Genomic DNA, 19,402 nt, shown 5'->3' with positions numbered 1-19,402 from the left:
CCGTCTCAAGCACATTCAGGCATCGTCCGGGGGGCTGACAAGGCAGGGATCCGCATCCGGTCATGGTTTTTCTCGAGACGTGGCATTCGATTCAGCCGCATTTCGGAAGGCAGGAAAGAACACCCCATGACGCCGCGGGCCCTCATCGATGCATCTTCGGCCATCCTGCTGGCTAAAGCCGGATTGATCGAACGCTGCTGCCAGGTCTTTCGCCTGCGCATGACCCGTTCCGTTTTCAAGGAGGTCACCGTGCCCGACCAGCCGGGTGCCGTCGACCTTCGTGAACTGGCCAGTCGTCATCCGGGGGTCACCGTCCTCGATGACCCGGCGGCAAGGGTTTTCGACAATGCTGCCGATGTCCTGCGCCTGGACCGGGGAGAGCGGGATACCCTGCACCACTACCTGAACGGCGCCGCCCGGTTCGTGATTATCGATGACGGCAAGGGGGTCCAGGCATGCCGGCGGCATGGCATCCCCCACGTCAATGCGCTGTTGGCTCCCAAGCTGCTTCATTTTTGCGGACGGATGCCGGATCACCAGGTCCGTTCTTTTTTTCACCGGATTTCCAGCCTCGGCCGCTATTCGGCTGCCGTGGTCGCCTGGGCCCGGCAGTGCGACAGATCGGATCTCGAATTCTTTATCGGCGACTGCCGGGTGGGGGGGCGATCACAGGAATAGACGCGTTAAACGCGGGTTGCCGCCGGTGTGCGGCGAAACAGGCTGCAAAGGATTCGGTCCGATAACGGGCCGCTTTCCGGGTGGTCGTTTCTCCGGAGGGGAGAAGGGTCAGGCCCTCACATCGATGGTTTGGCCCAGTCCGCCCTCGGCGAGCATCCGGGCGACCTCCTGCTGGCTTTCGGCCAGCTCCTGCAACATGGATACCTGGGCCTGCATGGTGGTTTGAAGCTGTTGCGCGGCTGTGGCCATGGCCATGGTGGATGCGGGTGCGGCACTGATGTTCATTCGCTGGTCCTCCGTTCAGATCGACAATGGTTGGCTGTTGAATGCCTTATCGACCGCCGGGCCCGATCCTTTAGCTTTATTGGAGGCTCCCGGCAGCATCAATGCCCATGGGCCGCTAAAGTGGCCGGAGACGAGGCTGATAGCTATCCACAAGGAGGCTTGGCCATGGATATCGTCGTCATCAGCAGTGCCTTTGTCAAAAACGAGCAACCCAAAAAGCGGGAGGCGCAGGTTCCTGCCGGCAGCCCCCATTTTGTGGAAAAACGCCGCAACCGGGTCGACCGGCGAAAAAGTGTGCGTGACGGGGTGGTGGTCAGCCTGTCCAGCCGGAAAGAACGGCGGATCGGTCCGGACCGCAGGCGGGCCGCAACCGACTGACCCTGACCCTGCCGCCGCCGGTCCCGGGAGACGGATGGGGCTGTGGAGAATTCCTTCGTCCTGTGGTATAGTGAGCCTCAATTCATTTTCGACCATTTCAACCCGAAGCCAGAAGCCGTCACCATGGACCAGATGAATGCCATGGTACTGGCGCGCATCCACGATCTGAATCAGACGGATACGCCGCTGGTGCCCAGAACGATGCCCATCCCGATGCCCGGCGACCACGAGATCCTGATTCGGGTGGCGGCCTGCGGGGTCTGCCACACGGAACTGGACGAAATCGAAGGCCGGACGCCGCCGCCCCGGTTCCCGGTCATTCCCGGCCACCAGGTGGTGGGGCGGGTGGAAGGGGCCGGACCGGGAGCTGACCGTTTTTCCGTCGGGCAGCGGGTGGGCGTGGCCTGGATCTACCGGGCGTGCGGGCAATGCGAATTCTGCCGGGACGGCCGGGAGAATCTCTGCCCGGAATTTACCGCCACAGGGCGGGATGCCCATGGGGGGTACGCGCAGTTCATGACCGTACCCGAGGGCTTCGCCTACCCGGTTCCCGATCGTTTTTCCGACGTCCAGGCGGCTCCCCTGCTGTGCGCCGGCGCCATCGGATACCGGTCCATGGCCTTATGTGAATTGCGGGACGGCCAGCGTCTCGGGCTCACCGGGTTCGGCGCTTCCGCCCACCTGGTCCTCAAAATGGTGCGGCACCGGTTTCCCGCTGCGTCGGTGTATGTCTTTGCCAGAAGCCCCGGGGAACAGGACTTCGCCCGCTCCCTGGGCGCTGTGTGGGCCGGGCACACCACCGACACGGCACCCGCCCCCCTCGACCGGATCATCGACACCACGCCGGCCTGGACGCCGGTGGTGGAAGCGCTGCGAAACCTCAGGCCGGGCGGCCGGCTGGTGATCAATGCCATCCGCAAGGAGGCCGGGGATCGGGACGCCCTGCTTCATCTCGACTATTCTTCTCATTTGTGGCATGAGAAGGAAATCAAAAGCGTCGCCAACGTGGCCCGATCGGATGTCTCGCGGTTTCTCGCGCTTGCCGATCAGATCCCCCTTCTTCCCGAGGTGGAGACCTTCCCCCTCGAATCGGCCAACCGGGCGTTGATGGAGCTGAAAAACAGGAGGATCCGGGGGGCCAAGGTGCTGGTGATGGATCGTCGTTAAATTTGGCCGGTCACCCCTAAAGCATTCTTCCCTATCTGCCGATAGGGTTTTCAGGTACGGGGAAAAACACCGGGTTGTGTATCAACATGCTGTGCGCGGGTCGGAGATGCCGCCGTGAGAAGATTCAAAATTAACGGTTTCAAGATGATCAGCAGGCTGGACCGGGATGTCGGCATCCTGATCGACAACTGCCTGGGTTTTCTCTATTCCATCGATCTGAGACATGATATGCGCAGGGAGATCGGCCGCATCGAAGCGGCCCTGTACGACATGGTCTATCTGGGTCGGACCCCGGCCGGCTGCGAGTTCAAGGAAAACCTTTTCCGCACGCGGATACTTCCGCTCATGAAGCGCCTTGCGCCGGCGGGATACTACTTCGGTATCGATCCGGACCACGCCGGCCTGCTCGGATACTGGCAGCCGCCCCTGGATGAGACCGACGGCCAGTCCCATGATCCCCTGGGTGCCGTCGGTGACCGTCCAACGGAAACGGCGGTTTCAAGCGCCGCCGACGGCAGCGAATTCCATTCCCGGCAAATTTCTTGACACGTCGTTTTACGCCATTGTAGTCCTGAATACAGGCGGGTCCCCGCCGGAGGTGGTTGCCCGCACGAAAATAGCGACCGGAGGAACCGTTTGTGTCTGTACCCCGGTGCCTGGTCATTTTTGAAGCAACCCTTATTCTGTGGTGCCTCCTTTCTCCGCAGGGCATTGGCTGTGGTGCGGTTCGGGACCCGGTCTGGGCGGGTAAATTCTATCCTGAGGACCGGAATGAACTGGACCGGCTGATACGCCGCCTCAGCGACACGGCCGCCCGGGGGCGGGACGTCCAGCACCCACCTGCCGGACTGCGCGCCCTGATCATGCCCCACGCCGGTTACGCCTATTCCGGTGCTACCGCTGCCCATGCCGTCCTGGCCATCGTTGGCGACCGGTTCGACCGGGTGGTCCTGTTGGGTCCCGATCACCGGGTGGGATTTCGCAACGGCGCGCTCACCGGGGCGTCCCACTGGCGGACGCCGCTGGGGCTGGTTCCCGTCGGTGATCTCACCCCCTTGCTGAAAGACCGGCCGGACCTGTTCGCACGGGTGGATGCTTCGGATCGGCAGGAGCACAGCCTGGAAGTGATCCTGCCTTTTTTGCAGACCCGACTGCCCGCATTCGAATTGATTCCGGTGGTGGTGGGGCCCTGCGATGCGGCGGCGATGGCGCAGGCGGTGGCGCCCATGCTCAGGAATCCGCGGACCCTGCTGGTGGTCAGCGCCGACCTGTCCCATGGCCTGCCTTACGACGACGCCGTCGAACGGGATCGCGAGACGCTGGACCGAATTATATCGCTGGACCCCAACTGGCAGGCGGATCAGGCCAACCGGTCCTGCGGCCGCTACCCGGTGGGGGTGCTTCTGGAACTGGCCCGGAAAGGCCACTGGCGGCCGCTGCTTTTGCATTACAGCAACAGCGGCGACACATCCGGCGACAAGGCCGCCGTGGTGGGATATGGTGCCGTTGCTTTTTATGGAGATGAACCGATGCCAAACCAATCCGATGACCGCCGCATGCTGACCCCCGAACAGGGGGCGGCCCTGGTGACCCTCGCGCGGCAGACCCTGGCGGCCCATTTTGGGGAAACCGCCGGTCCGGCCGATGACCGGCAGCTGGCGATGCAGCTTGCGGATGGGGCCCTCCAGGCCCGTTGCGGCACCTTCGTTACCCTTAAAATGGACGACCAGCTTCGTGGCTGCATCGGCAGCCTGTCGGCCACGGCACCCATCGTGTCCGGGGTTCGGGACAATGCGCTGAACGCCGCCCTTCACGATCCGCGGTTTCCGCCCCTTGGAAAAAAGGAGCTGGACCGGGTACATATCGAGGTCAGCGTGCTTTCCGAACCGGCCCCGCTGGCCTACACCGATGCCGCCGACCTGTTGTCCCGGCTGAGACCCGGCATCGACGGGGTGATCCTAAAAAAGGGCCTTGCCAGCGCCACTTTTTTGCCCCAGGTGTGGGAGCAGCTTCCCCAGCCGGAATCATTTCTCTCGCACCTGTGCATGAAAGCCGGCCTGCCGGCCGATGGGTGGCGGGAAGGGGATCTGACGGTTCTCGTCTACCAGGTTCAATATTTTGAAGAGGACCGCTGACGGCGGCGTCCGTGCGGTGGTGGTGGCCACGGGGGTAGCCTCCGTGGCCGTGCAACTGGTGTTTGTACGTGAATACCTGGCGCAATTCCGGGGCAATGAGATCGTCATTGCCCTGATTTTTTTCTGCTGGCTGGTTTTCGGCGGCATGGGCACCGCCACCGCCAGGGGATGGCGCGGGCGGGGGCTGCCCCCATCACCGGAGATTCTGGCCCTGCTCTCCTGCCTGCTGGCCATTCTCGCCGTGGGGCAGGTCGTTGCCATTCGCCGGATGCGGGACCTGGTCTTCATCCATGGCGCCTCGGTGGGTTTTTATCCCACGCTGGCTTTCGTTGCCGCCACCCTGCTCCCCTACGCCCTGGTGGTGGGGTTTGTGCTGCCTTACAGCCTGCTGGTCGTCAGGCGGCGCTGGGCCGGATTTCCCGGCAGTTGGATGTACCTGGCCGACAACATCGGCGACGTGGCCGGCGGTGCGGTTTTCTCCTTTGTCCTGGTATACTGGCTGGCTCCGTTTCAGATCCTGCTGGTGGTCCACCTGCCGCTGCTGGCATCCCTGTGTCAGCTGGAATCGGCCCTTTCCCGCCGGACCCTGCTGGCCGGCACCGCGGCCATCGCTGTCCTGCTGGCGGGCGCCGCCTGGGAAGACCGGCTGCTGCCCGCCCGGGAAGGCCGGCGGCTTCATTATGCGGAAAGCCGATACGGCCGTATCGAAGTGGTCGAATCGGCGGGGCAGATCTCCCTTTTCACGGACGGCGTGCCCGGCCTCTCTTCCCAGGACGCGGCGCTGGCGGAGGAGATGGTCCATTTTCCCCTTTCCCAGACAGACCGCCAGCGCCGGCTGCTGCTGATTTCCGCCGTCGGGGGCATGATGGCCGAAGTGGCCAAATACCATCCCGGCCGGGTGGATTACGTGGAACTGGATCCGCAGGCCGCCCGGCTTCAGATCCGTTTTGGCCTGGTGGCGCCCATCGACGGACTCAGGGTCATTACCCGGGATGCCCGGACCTACCTGGCCCGCACACCGACACGTTACGACGCCATCCTGGTCAACCTTCCGGAACCGGAAACCTACCAGGTGAATCGCTTCTTCACGGCCGGCTTCTTCGAACTGGTCAGCAGCCGCCTTGCGCCGGGCGGGGTATTCAGTTTCGGCATCGACGGCGTGGCCGATTATATCTCCGCCATCCGGCAACAGCAGCTGTCGACGCTGGCCAACACGGTCGCCCCTTTTTTTGAGCATGTCACCCTCATGCCGGGTCAGCGGCTGCTGTTCCTCTGCCGGGACCGGCCGATCCGAACCGATATCCCGGCGCTTCTGGAAGAAAAGGGGATCGAAACCGGCCACATCCGCCGCTATTTTGCCGGCGACCTGACCGACCGGCGCATCCGGCAGCTCAACGACGCCGTGGACACCGGCGCGGGACAAAATCTGGACCTGTCCCCACAGCTGATGCGGCAGGCCTTCGTTGACTGGTTTGCGCGGCACGGCACCTCGCCACGCTGGTTCGCCCTGGTGCTGGCGGCGGCGGCGCTGGCCTACCTGTACCGGATAACACGGCCCCAGTGGGTGCTGCTGACCACCGGCTGCGTCAACATCGGAGCTGAAATGGTGGCCATCTTTACCTTCCAGACGCTTTATGGTTATATTTATCTGCAGATCGGGGTGCTGGTGACCGTGTTCCTGGCCGGCCTGCTGCCCGGTGCCTGGACCGGGGGACGGTATACCGGCGACCGGCGCCGGGCGCTGATCGGTGCAGATCTGCTGCTTGGCCTGCTGCTGCTCCTGTTTGCCCTGCTCCTGGCCGTTGCCCGGCAGGCCATACCGGCGGTGGTGTTATACGGCTTCGGCCTGGCGGTTTCCTTTTGCTGCGGATTCCAGTTCCCGCTGGCCCTCTCGATCTCCGGGGACAGTTCCGCCGCCGCTGCGCAGAGTTTTTCAGCGGACCTGGTGGGCGCGGCCATCGGCGTTCTGCTGGTGAGCCTGCTGCTGATCCCTTTCCTGGGCCTCCTGTGGGCGACCGTCTGCCTGGCAGGCCTTAAACTGGTCAGCATGCTGGTTGCAGGATCGATTCATGAAACGGGTTAACCGGAGACAATTCATGCTTGCCGCTGCGGTCGGCCTCTGCCAAACGGCCACCGGCCATGCCGGCTGGCCTTTTTTCGGCCCGTCCGACCCCGTGCCTGCGGACATTGGCGGTTCGATCTTCCAAAATGATGCGCCCGCAACCCTGTGGAAATGGTCCCGGGCGGCCGATCACTTCAGCCGGCTGGACGACGGCGCGGTCATGTGCACCCTGTGCCCCCACCGATGCCGGCTGTCGCCGGGGGATCGCAGCCTGTGCCGCAGCCGGGTGAACCTGGACGGCACCCTCTACAGCCTGGCCTACGGCAATGCCTGTTCGGCCAACGTGGATCCGATCGAGAAAAAACCCCTGTTTCATTTTCTGCCCGCCACCAGCACCTTTTCCATTGCGGCGGCCGGGTGCAATTTCCGCTGTCTCAACTGCCAGAACTGGGAAATTTCCCAGGCCCGGCCCGAGGATGTACGCCACATCGATCTGTTCCCCGACGCCGTGGTGACGTCGGCGGTGGCCAGCGGGTGCCGGACCGTCGCATACACCTACAGCGAGCCCACTACGTTTTATGAATACATGATCGACAGCGCCCGTATTGCCAGGGCCAGGGGGCTTCGCAATGTCTGGATTTCCAACGGCTATATCAATCGAGAGCCGCTGCTGGCCCTGTGCCGGGTGCTGGACGGGGCCAACGTGAACCTCAAATCCATCAGCGACGACATCTACCGGAAGCTCAACGGCGGGCGCCTGAAACCGGTGCTGGATACCTTCGTCACCCTTCACCGGCAGGGCGTTCATTTTGAAATGACCCACCTGGTGGTTCCCGGATACGGGGACAGCGAGGAGATGGTACGCCGCATGTGTGCCTGGATTCTGGAACATGTGGGGCCCGATCATCCCCTTCATTTTCTGCGTTTTTTTCCCCGTTACCGGTTGGACCGCCTGGCCCCCACGCCGGTGGCCGCCCTGGTCCGCTTTCGGGAACTGGCCATGGCCGAAGGGATACGGTATGTCTACCTGGGTAACGTGCCGGGCCACGAGGGAAACCATACCTTCTGCCACCACTGCCGCCGACTGCTGGTGGAGCGGCAGGGATATCATCTTTCCGTGTTTAATATCGTGGCCGGGCATTGCCGGTTCTGCCGCACACCCATTCCCGGCGTGTGGCCGGCCGATGAGGCCTGATGGGGGCTTCAGGTCACTGAAGCAGCCCTCTGGCGTGGTTATGGATGAACTGGCTGATCAGCTCCGTCTGGAGCACGGTGAGGTCCTCGAAACTTACGCCACGACGGGCCCGGCCCGCTTCGGAAAGGCTGACCGGACTGCCGGCGGGAGTGTCGGAGACGATGCGGCAGTGGAGCCCGTTTATGAAAATTTCACCGTCCGGCGCCATGATGGCCAGCTGGTCGGATGGATTGTCCGGCACTGATTCCATTTCATGGCTGAAGGCCAATCCGGACGGGCCGATGTCCATCAGGTTGCAGCGCTCGTAGGGGTGGGTGCGGGAGATGACGAAAGAGCCGGCAGGGACCGCGAACCGGGGGGTTTTTCGACGCTCGGGCGATGGCTGCGCCAGCACCTTGCGGATGGCTTCCGCCAGTTGCTGCATGCCCACGGGCTTCATGATCAGGGCCTGGATCCCCAGCGATTGTGCGGTTTCTTCACTGATCTGCTCGTTGAAGCCCGTACAGAGAATAACGGGAAGGTCGGCGCGCACCGCTTTAATCGCTTTGGCCAGGTCGGTGCCTGTCATCCCGGGCATGGTCATGTCCGTGATCAGCAGGTCATAGGTCCGGGGGCTGCAGACAAATGCCTCGTGGGAAGCGCTGCTGTCGGTGTGGGCGGTGACCGTGTACCCCAACTGCTCCAGTACTTGCCGCATCATGTCCACGAGCATCTCTTCATCGTCCACGATCATGATGTGCTCATGGCCGCCGGGCAGGTGCCGTTGGTCGAAAATGGCGGGTTTCGCATCAACCACGATATCCACCACCGGCAGGTAGAGATGAAACTCCGTAAACCGGCCCGGCTGGCTGAAGGCCCTGATGGTCCCGCCGCTGGACTTGATGATCCCGTGAACGACCGAGAGTCCCATTCCCGTTCCCTTGCCGGTTTCCTTGGTGGTAAAATAGGGGTCGAAAATTCGGTCGATGATCTCTGCTTCAATGCCGTGGCCGGTGTCGGCGACGATCAGCCTGGCGTATCTGCCCGGGGCCAGGCCATCGGGATCGGCGGCGGTATCGCCGTCCAGGGTGACCGGCTCCAGCCGGATGGTCAATACCCCGCCGTTGGGTTCCATGGCATGGGCGGCATTGGTGCAAAGGTTGAGCATGACCTGGTGAATCTGGGTGGCGTCGGCGATGGCGGTGCATATGGTCGAACAGATATCGCGTTCGATGGAGATATTGGTGGGCAGGGACGCGCGCATCAGTTTGAGCGATTCGGCGATGACGCTGTTGAGGCGGATCGGTTTGAATCCGGATTCTTCCTTGCGGCTGAAGCTGAGCAGTTGCTGAATCATTTCACGTGCCCGCAGGCTGGCCGTGAGGATCCGTTCCAGGTTATGGTGGGCGGCGTGGTGGCCGGGCATATCGGCCAGCGCCAGTTCGGTATTGCCCAATATGATGCTCAATACATTGTTGAAGTCGTGGGCGATACCGCCGGCCAGGGTGCCGATGGCCTCCATTTTCTGGGACTGGCGCAGCTGATTTTCCAGCTGCCGGTTTTCAGCCTGGACACACATGTGATCGTGCTTCATCTGCCGCTGTTTCAGCACGTTCTCTACACGAATGATCAATTCTTCGGGCTCGAAAGGCTTTCTAAGGTAATCGCTGGCGCCTTTTCGGATGGCTTTGATGGCCGAATCGACAGAGGCCTCTCCGGTGACGATGATGAACGCGGCGTCGCAGTGCTCCCGGTCGACGGCATCCAGAACCTCGAAGCCGGTCATCCCCGGCATCATGACATCCAGGATGACCAGGTCCGGGGCGTCGGCATGGATCAGGCTCAGGGCGTGGCGGGAGCTGTTGGTGGTCTGAACCCGATAGTTGTCGCCTAACACCCTTTTGATGCTTTCGGTCATCAACGGTTCATCGTCGCAGATCAATAATCGGGGGCGGTTATCCATGAAACGCTCCTGAGTGGCTGAGTGCAGTTTCGTTGTCCGGTCCATTGCCACCTGCGGGCAGCTCGATGTGAAAACAGGTTCCTCTGCCGGGAATACTATCGCACAGCAAGGCGCCCCCGAGAGACCGCACGGTCTCATTGACGATGGAGAGCCCCAGCCCGTCGTGACCCCGCTTTGACGTCACATTTTCCCTGAATAGGTCATTTTTGATCCCTTCGTCAATACCGGGGCCGTCGTCGCAGATGCTGATCCTAATCTGTTTTTTCCCATGGTTGCCGCCGGTATGACGCGGGGGGGATTCTATCATGCGGGTTTTCACGTGAATGGTGCCCCCATCAGGCATTGCTTCCATCGCATTTTTCAACAGGTTTATCAATGCCTGCTTCAACTGATTGCGATCAGATGCAAGGGCGGGGAGGTGGGCACCCAGATCCTGCTCGAGGCGGATGGCCGGCCTTTCGGGCAGACTTTCACGAAACAGGCTCAACAGTTCCGTGATGGCGGCATTCAGGTCAAAGGGCGCCATGTGAGGGGGATCCGCTGATGGCGTTGCTGTCAGGGATTTAATGAGCGTGCCGACGCGATTGATCTCCTCATTGATAATGCGGAGTTCATTTTCACCGGACAGGCTTTTTTCGGCCTGAAGGGTCAGCACCTTGATATAGTTTTTGATGATACTCAACGGGTTGTTGATTTCATGCACGATTTTACGGGTTCGTAACCTGGCCGATGCCAATTGATCCGGTGCCCGGCGATCTCCTTCGGCCCCTCGCGCCGGTTCCTTGTCCAGCGTGTCGGCCACGGCAGCGGCAATGGCCTTCAAGAGCGGCGCCTGCTGCTTGATCCACGGCCACGCATCGCGATCGACACCGGCGAGCAGGCAAGCGCTCCCACCGTGACGGGAGGGGAAAGGCACGCAGACGATGCCATCTTTGCGCATGTATGCCGCCAACTGACGGTCGATGATGGTCAGTGCCTCCCGGCGAGTCCGCGAAAATGAATCCACCGTTTCACCGCTGGTGTGGCAGATGGCCGGCAGGCATCCCGATGCGGTCAGGGGGATGCGCAGTCGGCTTTTGGGCAGGGACAGGCCGATTCCTGCTGCATAGCTTCCGATCAAGGTGTTGTTCCCGGGGTCGTGATCCAGGATGATCACGCTGTCGATACCCAAATAAGCACTGAGACTGTGCTGCAGTATTCGCAGGATGCCCTGGCGTCCGGGGGCCTTGAGCAGCTCGCCGCAGACCCCCGACATGATGGTACGGGTTCTGATCTCCCCTTTCAGCGGGACGTCGTTTCCCCCGGTATACCCGCTTTCCGCCGCTGCGTAGGGAACGACACCGAGTTCATCCGCCACTGCCTGCGCCTGCTTCTCGGCTGTCGCCCACAGGCGGCGCAACTGCCCTGAAGGCCGATTGAAAAGTCCTGCAACCGTTGACAACGCATCGGATGACGCCTGCGGCCCGCCGGCCATGCGGTGGGCTGCCCAGACCACCTGGACCAGAGGGAGTGCATTCATCATCGCCGAGGCGGACGCCGCGTGGTATCGGGCCGCATCCGCCGCAAACCAGGCACGGGTGTGCCGTTGAATCATCCGTTCCCCCAGGCGGCCATGGTCCGACCCGATGAGCTGTTCCTCTGCTTCGAGCAGTGGCTGTGCCTGGCCCGGATCGGCGAGCATCGGCACGCAGGCTGCCGGTGTCCGGGCCAGCAGGGCCATTTTGCCGATGTCGTGGAGCAGCCCCGCTATATAGGCCTCCTCTGCCGGGCGATAGTCGAGTTCCAGAGCCAGTCCACGGGCCAGCAGGGCCGTGGTCAGCGCATGCTTCCACAGCCATCCCAGTGCCAATGCCTGGTGGTGGTGAAGATCGTTCAACGCCTGACCGGTCAAGGCCTGGCCGGCAATGGCATCGATGCCGGCCAGGCCGATACGGCTGACCGTCTCATCGATGCCGACGGAGTCGGATGGATGGATGGACGACGCCATGGACCGGTCAAGGCGCATGGCCATGAAGCACAATGCGGGATCCGTTCTGATAAGCCGTGACAGTGCAGACAAATCTGCTGAAGGCTCATGACGGATTTGAATGAACCTTTCCAGAAGATAGGGAAAAACAGAAAGTTGCACCCTGCCGGTGAATTCTGAAGCGATGCGCACAGCGACAGCCAGTTCCGTTGGAAGTTCTCATCTGTTCAGCAGGCAAGTGTCCTTCAATCTATGGTGGTTATGCAGATTTGTCAACGGGACCTTTGCAAAACCGAGGGCGCCTGCGAACCGGTTTCTGCCCGATCTGGTTCAAACGTTGGGATAAAACTTACAGAAATCGGATGCTTAACATCGGGTTCGTTTTTTAATTAGAGCAATGCCAGTGCCAATGGGAAAAAAGATTCGGCATTTCTGTTCTGGCTGTAGGGAAATAGTCCAAAATACGGCAGGTTGGAGCTCCCTCTGGTGTTTTTCTCTTCTTCCATAACCGGCTCAGTCCTGAGTATTCATCCCGGGGAATATGGTCTCAATTCCACAGGCATTCCTGGCTTGTGAAAAAATATACATAGTCCTTCCCCGCCTGAACCGATGCCCCCTCAAGGTTACGGGGTCTCACCTGGCGCCGGCGGGGATCGTCGTTTTCAGATGCCTTTCCCGGGCCGCTCACTGTTTACCGCGCAGACACGACGGTCATGGTTTGATCCGGGCCGGACACCTTGTTTGTGGAAAGACTGCCAGTTGTTGATGGGGCGGTTCTCATGGCCGGCAGGGCCTGGGGAGGGTTGGGGCGTGGGTCTCGATGGCCGCCGTCCCGAATGAAGGGAGACTCGGTTTACGGGGGGCTCCCGATCAAAACAGGGCTGTCAATCAGGTTTCTTATTTACCAGGTCGGCGATGGCGCCCCTCAATTTCAGGGTAAAGGCCTCCGGAACCTGGCGGCGTTCAAGGTTTTTGCATAACGCCACCGTCTGTTTCAGGGTTTCCAGGCATACCTGGCAGGGCTTGCAGGACCTGATGTGTGCTTCGATATCCTCGCAGGTCGGGGCGTCCAGTTCCCTGTCGATATATTCGGAAAGCCGCTCGAACAACCGAATGCAGTTCTCGTGGGAATGGTGTGGGTCAGTCCGTTTCATGATACGTTTTCAATGCTTCCCTGAGAAAGAGCCTTGCCCGGTGCAGGCGCACCTTGACATTCGTGGGCGTCAGGTCCAGTATCTCAGCCGTTTCCTGGGTGGAGAACCCTTCGACATCCCGTAAAACGATGACCAGCCGGTATTTTTCCGGAAGCTCCAGGAGCGCCTGTTTGATAACCGTGCCCAGTTCCTCGTCGAGGACCTGGTCCAGCGGCTGGGACGCCCAGCGGGGCAGGTCCATGGATACGGCCGATTCATCTGCCGGAAGAAAGTCGTCCAGGGAGAGTTCCCGGTCCGGCGCATACTTGGACCGGCGTTTTTTTTTAAGGCAGGCGCTCGTTGCGACGCGGTAAAGCCAGTTTTTGAATTTGGTCTCGTATCGGAATCCGCCGAGGTATTTGTAGACGTTCAGGAATGTGTCCTGCACCATATCTTCGGCGTCGCTGGGGTTGTCGCACATTCGCAGGCCAAAATTGTAAAGGCTTTTCTCGTAGCGCTTGACCAGTTCATAAAAAAGATCCTGTCGGCCGCTGTTGATCGCCCGGATCAGGTCCGTGTCCTTATCGTCGTTTTTCGGTTTCTCCGACGGGTTCGGCATTGTTTTTTTTGCTTGTCACCTGACAGGCTTCCCGCATTCATGTCGAGACGCCCAGTTTCGGCAGAATATAGGCCTGAATCAGCACCCAGACCCCCACAACCGCCAGCAATGTCAATATCTCCCGCATTTATAGTCCTTTCATATGTGTTATAGAGGCCGATGTCCATTTCTTTTTCCACGATACTAAGGAGACAGGCGCATGGATTCGGTTACAGGCAGGCGCACGAGGTGCTCAACAGGGGATTGTCCGACGGCGGTTAAACCGGCACGGGTTAGTGTCTGGCCTTGATGCTGCCGGCGTCAATGCCGTATTTCTTGATTTTATAATGGATGGCCCGCCGGCTGATGCCCAGTACTTCCGCGGCTTCTTTCTGAATCCCGCCGGTCTGTTCCAGGGCCCGGAGAATGGTGTTTTTTTCGCTCTCTTCCAGCGAAAGACAATTGTCATCGGCCGTGCTCTGCTCACATGCATCCGTCGTAATGCCTGTCAGGTGAAAATCCTCCGGCCGGAGCGTGTTGTTGCGACACAGGACGATGCCGCCCTCGATGGCGTTTTTCAGTTCGCGGACATTGCCGGGCCACGAATAGTCACACAGCCACCCCATGGTTTCTTCAGGGATGCGGACCGTTTCCACCTGCTGCTGCCGGCAGAATTGCCGGACGAAATGGTCGACCAGCAGGGGGATGTCGGCTTTCCGGTCCCGAAGCGGGGGAATGGTCAGGGTCACCACCCGGAGCCGGAAAAAGAGGTCTTCCCTGAATTGGCCGGCTTTGATCGCCTCGCCCAGATCGGCATTGGTGGCCGCGATAATCCTGCAGTCCACGGGTTTTCCCTTGAGCCCGCCGATCCTTCTGATGGTCCGGTCCTCGATGAACCGGAGCAGCCGGATTTGCATTTCGTGTGAGATGTTGCCGATTTCGTCGAGGAACAGGGTGCCGGTGTCGGCCGTTTCAATGAGCCCTTTCTTGTCGCTTACGGCATGGGTGAACGAACCCTTGACATGGCCGAACAATTCACTTTCCAGCAACCCGGCAGGTGTGGCCCCGCAATCGACGACAACAAACGGGTTTTTCCGGCGAGGGCCCATTTGATGAATCCGATTGGCGATTCGTTCTTTGCCCACGCCGCTCTCGCCGAGAACCAGGACGTTGACGTTGCTGCGGGCCACTTTTTTTACCAGACCATGCAGGTTTTTCATGGCCGGACTGATGGTATCGTCGTCGCTGTCCGGGGCTGGCTCCGGTTCGGCTGTCCGGCCCGGCTGCTCGTCCTCGGAGTCCCTGAGAATCGACTGGATTTTTTCGGTAAGGGCTTTGCCGTCAAAAGGCTTTTCGACATAGTCAACGGCGCCGGATTTGACCGCTTTGACCGCATCGGGAACGTTGGCATAGGCCGTTAAAAAGATGACCGGGAGGCCCGGCTTGGTGCGGATGATTTCCGCCAGCAGCGCCGGGCCGTCCATTTCGGGCATTTTGACATCGGAGACGACCAGGTCGATTCGATGGGTTTTGAGGATCCCGAGGGCTTTGCGGCCGCCATCCGCCTTATGGACGGTGAGTCCGCAACTGGACAGCCGGGCGTCCAGAACTTCCAGTACATTTCGGTCATCGTCGACAACGAGGACCGATTGTGGTTGGCTGGTATTTTTCATGGTATCATTCGCCGGGAGCCGCTATTTCCGTTTTTTTCTTTTGAATGTTCTGGTCAATGGCTTCCAGCGCCTTGATTTTTTCTTTGAGCGAGCGGTTCTCGGCTTCGATTTGTTCGGCCTTTCGCTGCCATTCGGCCGCCTGCTCTAATTTCTTTTTCAATTTGACAACTTCGGCCTGAAGTTGCCGGTCTGCAGGTTGACGTTTACGGTCTTCCGGCTGGCGTTTGGGTTCCGCAGACACTTTGGTTTCGGTGGATATCTGCGTCGCCGCCGGCTGGATTTTGATGACCCGAGTGATCTGGGTCGGTGCCATGCGACTCACCAGGGGGTCGAACAGGGTCAGGTCCCACATCGCACCGCCTCCGGGCGAAGAGGTCCCGAAAGCACGCCACTGGTCAATGGCCGCATCATATTCCGCCTGGGTCTCTGCCAGCATCAGGTGGCAACAGATTTCTCCCAGCCACGCCATACGGGATATCTTGTCACTGGTGCTGGCCGCTGCCAGAGCCTTGAACCGTTCACCTGCATCGGCAAAATTGCCCTGGCCATATAGCGCCAGAGCCACTTCGAAGGCCTCATCGTCCGACCTGAAGCGTTTGCGGTGCATGCGGTCGTCGAGACGCTGAAAAACGGATGCACAGCCGGTCAGCACGCCGACAAGGACCATCAGGACGATCATCAGGCGGTATGGTTTTCGCCAGGGGGTTGTCATCGGATACCCTTGTTCATTGAATCTCCATTGGTGATCATTTATCCTTCTTTTTAATCGCCATCGACTGACAATTCAAGAAAATTCAGCGGCTGCCGTCCCGGTCGGCGATCGGCTCCGGTCACTCGGGTGCGCTGGGCAGGGTGAACCCAAAGGTGCTTCCTTTACCCACCTGGCTGTTGACCCACACCGTGCCATGGTGGGATTCGACAATGTTTTTGACGATGCTCAATCCAAGACCGACGCCTTCCAGCCGCTCGCGTTCGCGTTGGCCGCGAAAATATTTGTTGAACAAAAATGCCTGGTCTGCCTCGAGGATGCCCGGACCGTTGTCTTTAACGAAAAAGGAAAGCCGGTTTTTGGACTGGTGCTGACGGACGCCGATGGTGATGCAGGTGTCGGGCTCGGAAAATTTGATGGCGTTGGAAAGATAGTTCAACATGGCCTGCTGAAGCTGTTTCCGGTCACCGACGATCGGCGGCAGCTGGGGGGGGATCTGGACACGCATGTCGATGGTTTTTGCCTCGGCGGCCAGTTTGATGCTGTTGGTGCACTCGGCAACAAACGTGTGGGGATCGATGGGTTCCAGCTGCATGTTCAACAGGCCGGGCTCCAAACGGGATGCCTGCATCAGATGGCTCAGCAGATCGCTGATGCGGCTGATTTCCGAGCCGGCAATCTTCAGGAATTTTTCCTGGCGGTTGTTGATGGGCCCCATCACCTCTTCCCGGATCATGTTGACCGATTCGCGGATGGAGGTCAGCGGGGTTCGGATCTCATGGCTGAGCATGGATATGAAATCCGATCGCATCCGTTCTTCTTTTCGCAGGCGGTTGGACATTTCATTGAAGGCATGGGCCAGTTCGCCAAATTCGTCCTGGCTGCGGACTTTGAGGGGGCTGCTGAGCCGATCCGATGAAATTTCACGGATGCCGTCCATCAGTTCCCTCAGGGGCCTGATCATGGAATAGGCCAGGTAGAAGATGCCCAGCAGGCCGACCAGGCTGGAAACGGCCAAACCGACGAGTCCGTTTTTGGCGGAGAGCCGACCCTTGCGGTTCAGTTCACGGGTGGCGTATTCGATTTCCTCCTCGTTCTTCAGCCGCTCGACGGAAATTTTCGTGATCCATTCGTTGATAATCGATTCCGGCACCCAGAACGTGTCTACCGCGGCCGGGTTTTTCACCTCGCCGGCCAGATAATCGGAGACCTGTGCCGCGTCGGGATAGGTCGCGTAGGCATCGTTGATTTCCCGCCACACGTCGGAAATCTCATGCCCCATGGTGGTCAGCCGGGTCACCTGGGCCAGGTTTTCCTCGAAGGCCCGCTGTGCCTCATTGAAAAAGACCAGGTAGTCGGCTTTTTTGAGCAGCAGGTATTTCTGCTTGTTTTCCTCCGTGCTGAGCAGCGCTTCCATCATTTTTTTGGTCCCGGAGGCAATGGCATAATTTTTGGCCACGATGGTTCCGGACAACCTCACCACCTGTTGCACATTGATATACAGGACCAGGATCGTGCCATAAAAAATAGCGATGATGACAAGAAACCAAACCAGCAGCTTCCCGGTGATGCCAAGTCTGAGATTCATGGGTGCGGTGCTTTCCGAAAAAGGTGGGCTCACGTCTTTTCAGGCCGTTGATATCAATTAACACAACTCCACGGGGCAAATCAAACCTCGGCAGCCGAGCGCAAAAACCGTAACCGGGCGTGCAAAAAGCGTAACCGGACCCGCCACCGGTTTCGATGTCCACCGGACAGGGCCCCCGGACGGGGGCGTCTAATATAGCATGAATATTGCGTAAAAGTAATTTTGTTGTCCCATCGTTTGCCACTCCCAAGCGAAAGTAAAAAAGATTGAAGATGACAATGAAAAGATGCTATAGCCTGAACGAGACCCTACGCGGAGATCGGCGGCTGGACTTTCAACGGCGCCGGTTTTCCTACGCCGACTTCATCCCAGAACGAAGATCCGGCAGGGACCGGAGGGGCGCTGTTTCACTGCTCCACCCCAGTGAGCCTTTTCCGGTTCGATCGCTCAATGACGAATGGGTATAATGCCGGGCTACCCGGTATCTTGTTAGGTTGATTCCGATGCCCGCCCGCCGGACCATTGCGGTGGGGGAGGCGACCCTCCCTGTTGCGTTTCTTGACCGAAATTGATGCTGGACAGCATATGGAGTGATGTGGACGCGCATGAAGTTGTTTGTGTTGCCTGACAACCTGACACCCGCCACCCGGCTGCGGCTCGGCCTGGTCCTGCTGGTATGGTTTCTGGTCGTGCCTGCCTGTCTATGCCAGGCTTCCCGGCAAGTGACACTGGCCTGGGATGCCAATCAAGAAGCCACATTGATGGGATACCGGGTGTTTTGCCGGCAGGGAAGTGATGTGTACCATTACGCCCAGCCGGTCTGGGAGGGGGCGGCGGCCACCTGCACCCTGTCCGGACTGGATGAATACACGGATTACGCTTTTGTCGTTCGGGCCTATGACCTGTACGGCAGCCAGAGTGCCGACTCCGACGAGGTGTGGCTGTATGGTCAAACCGCAATTCCCGGACAGCCGGCGGTAACCTCACCGCAAAACGATGCCCGGGATCTTTTTCTGACTCCCGTACTCCAGACGACGCCCTTCCGTTCGCCGGATACCGGCGACCAGCACCTGCGGACCCAGTGGGTCGTCACCCGGGTGTCCGATGGTCTCTGTGTTCTGGATCTTACCAGCTCCAGCTGCCTTACCGAACTGGACGTGCCACCGTTGGTACTCGAAGCGGATACCCGCTACAGCTGGGTCGCCCGCTATTATGGTGTCAAGGGGACCCTTTCCGAGTGGTCCTCCCCAAGCCGGTTCATCACCGGTGAGTCCGGACTGGATGAAGACGGAAACGGCGTTCCGGACGACCAGGAGGTGGGGATGGCCGTTGATCTGGACAACAACGCCATCGCCGATGCCGACCAGGACGATCTGCGCTGTGTGAATGTACCGGAAGGTGCCGGCCAGGTGGCGGTCTGCGCGCCGGACGGCGGCGGGGTGGCCCGGATTTCGGCCCTGGAATCCACCGATCTGGCGACCATCGATGCCCTGGATCAGATCCCCTACGATCTGCCTCTGGGACTGGTCAGCTTCCGCCTGGAACTGGAGCGGACGGGTGGCATCGCCACGGTGAGGGTCTATTTTTCGGAACCGGCGCCCCAGGCGGCCAGGTGGGTAAAACACGACATCATCAATGGATGGCAGGACTATTCCGCCCATGCCGTTTTTGCCCATGATCGCCTGTCGGTCGAGGTCGAGATTCAGGACGGGGGCTTCGGGGATGCCGACGGCGTCGAAAACGGTATCGTCATCGACCCGGCCGGATACGGCGTCGCCACGAGTGCTGCCATGTCACCCGAAGACGATTCCCATTCGCTCACCGACACCTCTTCATCATCATCCGGCGGCGGCGGTGGCGGATGTTTTATCTCTGCACTGTCGAACTGAAACC

16 protein-coding genes are annotated in these 19,402 nt (G+C 60.1%); 8 read left to right on the top strand and 8 right to left on the bottom strand.

The window, feature by feature from the left end; genetic code table 11:
• The first annotated feature begins 126 nt into the window (after positions 1 to 126).
• Positions 127 to 678 carry a hypothetical protein gene (locus DSCA_RS15675; protein ID WP_155317317.1) on the top strand — a complete coding sequence of 184 codons (552 nt, stop codon included), beginning with the start codon at positions 127 to 129 and terminating at the stop codon, positions 676 to 678.
• Positions 679 to 786: 108 nt separating this feature from the next.
• Here the strand turns inward: DSCA_RS15675 and DSCA_RS15670 are convergent, their stop codons facing one another.
• On the bottom strand, positions 787 to 963 hold the full coding sequence (locus DSCA_RS15670) for a hypothetical protein (protein ID WP_155317316.1): 177 nt from the start codon (positions 961 to 963) through the stop codon (positions 787 to 789).
• Positions 964 to 1,128: 165 nt separating this feature from the next.
• On the opposite strand from DSCA_RS15670, the gene DSCA_RS15665 reads away from it, so the two are divergent.
• From DSCA_RS15665 to amrS, 6 genes are all read left to right on the top strand, one after another.
• A complete protein-coding gene (locus DSCA_RS15665) occupies positions 1,129 to 1,341 on the top strand; it encodes a hypothetical protein (RefSeq protein ID WP_155317315.1) in 213 nt (70 codons plus the stop codon).
• 42 nt (positions 1,342 to 1,383) lie between these two features.
• Complete coding sequence (locus tag DSCA_RS15660) at positions 1,384 to 2,508, top strand: zinc-dependent alcohol dehydrogenase family protein (protein ID WP_231716507.1); 1,125 nt, start codon at positions 1,384 to 1,386, stop codon at positions 2,506 to 2,508.
• A 114-nt stretch (positions 2,509 to 2,622) separates the two neighbouring features.
• Entirely contained in the window at positions 2,623 to 3,054 is a 432-nt protein-coding gene (locus DSCA_RS15655; protein ID WP_155317314.1) for a hypothetical protein, read from the top strand.
• A 92-nt stretch (positions 3,055 to 3,146) separates the two neighbouring features.
• Positions 3,147 to 4,643 carry an AmmeMemoRadiSam system protein B gene (gene amrB, locus DSCA_RS15650; protein WP_155317313.1) on the top strand — a complete coding sequence of 499 codons (1,497 nt, stop codon included), beginning with the start codon at positions 3,147 to 3,149 and terminating at the stop codon, positions 4,641 to 4,643.
• Positions 4,627 to 6,726 (top strand): spermine/spermidine synthase domain-containing protein, encoded by a 2,100-nt coding sequence (locus DSCA_RS15645; protein WP_155317312.1) that lies wholly within the window; start codon positions 4,627 to 4,629, stop codon positions 6,724 to 6,726. Before amrB ends, DSCA_RS15645 begins: the two co-directional genes overlap by 17 nt.
• Positions 6,713 to 7,900 (top strand): AmmeMemoRadiSam system radical SAM enzyme, encoded by a 1,188-nt coding sequence (gene amrS, locus DSCA_RS15640; protein ID WP_155317311.1) that lies wholly within the window; start codon positions 6,713 to 6,715, stop codon positions 7,898 to 7,900. Before DSCA_RS15645 ends, amrS begins: the two co-directional genes overlap by 14 nt.
• Before the next feature lie 13 nt (positions 7,901 to 7,913).
• Here amrS and DSCA_RS15635 read toward each other — a convergent pair whose 3' ends face one another.
• The 7 genes from DSCA_RS15635 to DSCA_RS15605 all read right to left on the bottom strand — a co-directional run bounded on the left by DSCA_RS15635 (position 7,914) and on the right by DSCA_RS15605 (position 17,509).
• Positions 7,914 to 9,842: a response regulator gene (locus tag DSCA_RS15635; RefSeq protein ID WP_167527798.1), complete on the bottom strand. Its 1,929-nt coding sequence runs from the start codon at positions 9,840 to 9,842 to the stop codon at positions 7,914 to 7,916.
• Positions 9,835 to 11,970: an HDOD domain-containing protein gene (locus DSCA_RS15630; RefSeq protein ID WP_231716531.1), complete on the bottom strand. Its 2,136-nt coding sequence runs from the start codon at positions 11,968 to 11,970 to the stop codon at positions 9,835 to 9,837. The genes DSCA_RS15635 and DSCA_RS15630 overlap by 8 nt, the downstream gene beginning before the upstream one ends.
• A gap of 722 nt (positions 11,971 to 12,692) precedes the next feature.
• The gene (locus tag DSCA_RS15625) at positions 12,693 to 12,962 is read right to left on the bottom strand and encodes an anti-sigma factor family protein (RefSeq protein ID WP_155317308.1); all 270 of its coding nucleotides are present in this window, start codon (positions 12,960 to 12,962) and stop codon (positions 12,693 to 12,695) included.
• Complete coding sequence (locus DSCA_RS15620) at positions 12,949 to 13,560, bottom strand: RNA polymerase sigma factor (RefSeq protein WP_155317307.1); 612 nt, start codon at positions 13,558 to 13,560, stop codon at positions 12,949 to 12,951. Before DSCA_RS15620 ends, DSCA_RS15625 begins: the two co-directional genes overlap by 14 nt.
• Positions 13,561 to 13,832: 272 nt before the next feature.
• Positions 13,833 to 15,212 (bottom strand): sigma-54-dependent transcriptional regulator, encoded by a 1,380-nt coding sequence (locus DSCA_RS15615; RefSeq protein ID WP_155317306.1) that lies wholly within the window; start codon positions 15,210 to 15,212, stop codon positions 13,833 to 13,835.
• A 4-nt stretch (positions 15,213 to 15,216) separates the two neighbouring features.
• Entirely contained in the window at positions 15,217 to 15,924 is a 708-nt protein-coding gene (locus DSCA_RS15610; protein WP_155317305.1) for an outer membrane protein assembly factor BamD, read from the bottom strand.
• Positions 15,925 to 16,042: 118 nt separating this feature from the next.
• Positions 16,043 to 17,509: a sensor histidine kinase gene (locus DSCA_RS15605; RefSeq protein WP_155317304.1), complete on the bottom strand. Its 1,467-nt coding sequence runs from the start codon at positions 17,507 to 17,509 to the stop codon at positions 16,043 to 16,045.
• A 605-nt stretch (positions 17,510 to 18,114) separates the two neighbouring features.
• Between DSCA_RS15605 and DSCA_RS15600 the strand changes: the two genes are divergently transcribed.
• Positions 18,115 to 19,398 carry a choice-of-anchor U domain-containing protein gene (locus tag DSCA_RS15600; protein ID WP_167527796.1) on the top strand — a complete coding sequence of 428 codons (1,284 nt, stop codon included), beginning with the start codon at positions 18,115 to 18,117 and terminating at the stop codon, positions 19,396 to 19,398.
• Positions 19,399 to 19,402 lie beyond the last annotated feature (4 nt).

It is taken from the genome of Desulfosarcina alkanivorans (genome assembly GCF_009688945.1).
GTDB lineage: Bacteria > Desulfobacterota > Desulfobacteria > Desulfobacterales > Desulfosarcinaceae > Desulfosarcina > Desulfosarcina alkanivorans.
Note: the sequence above shows the minus strand (reverse complement) of the source record. Positions and strands in the feature narration are given on the sequence as shown.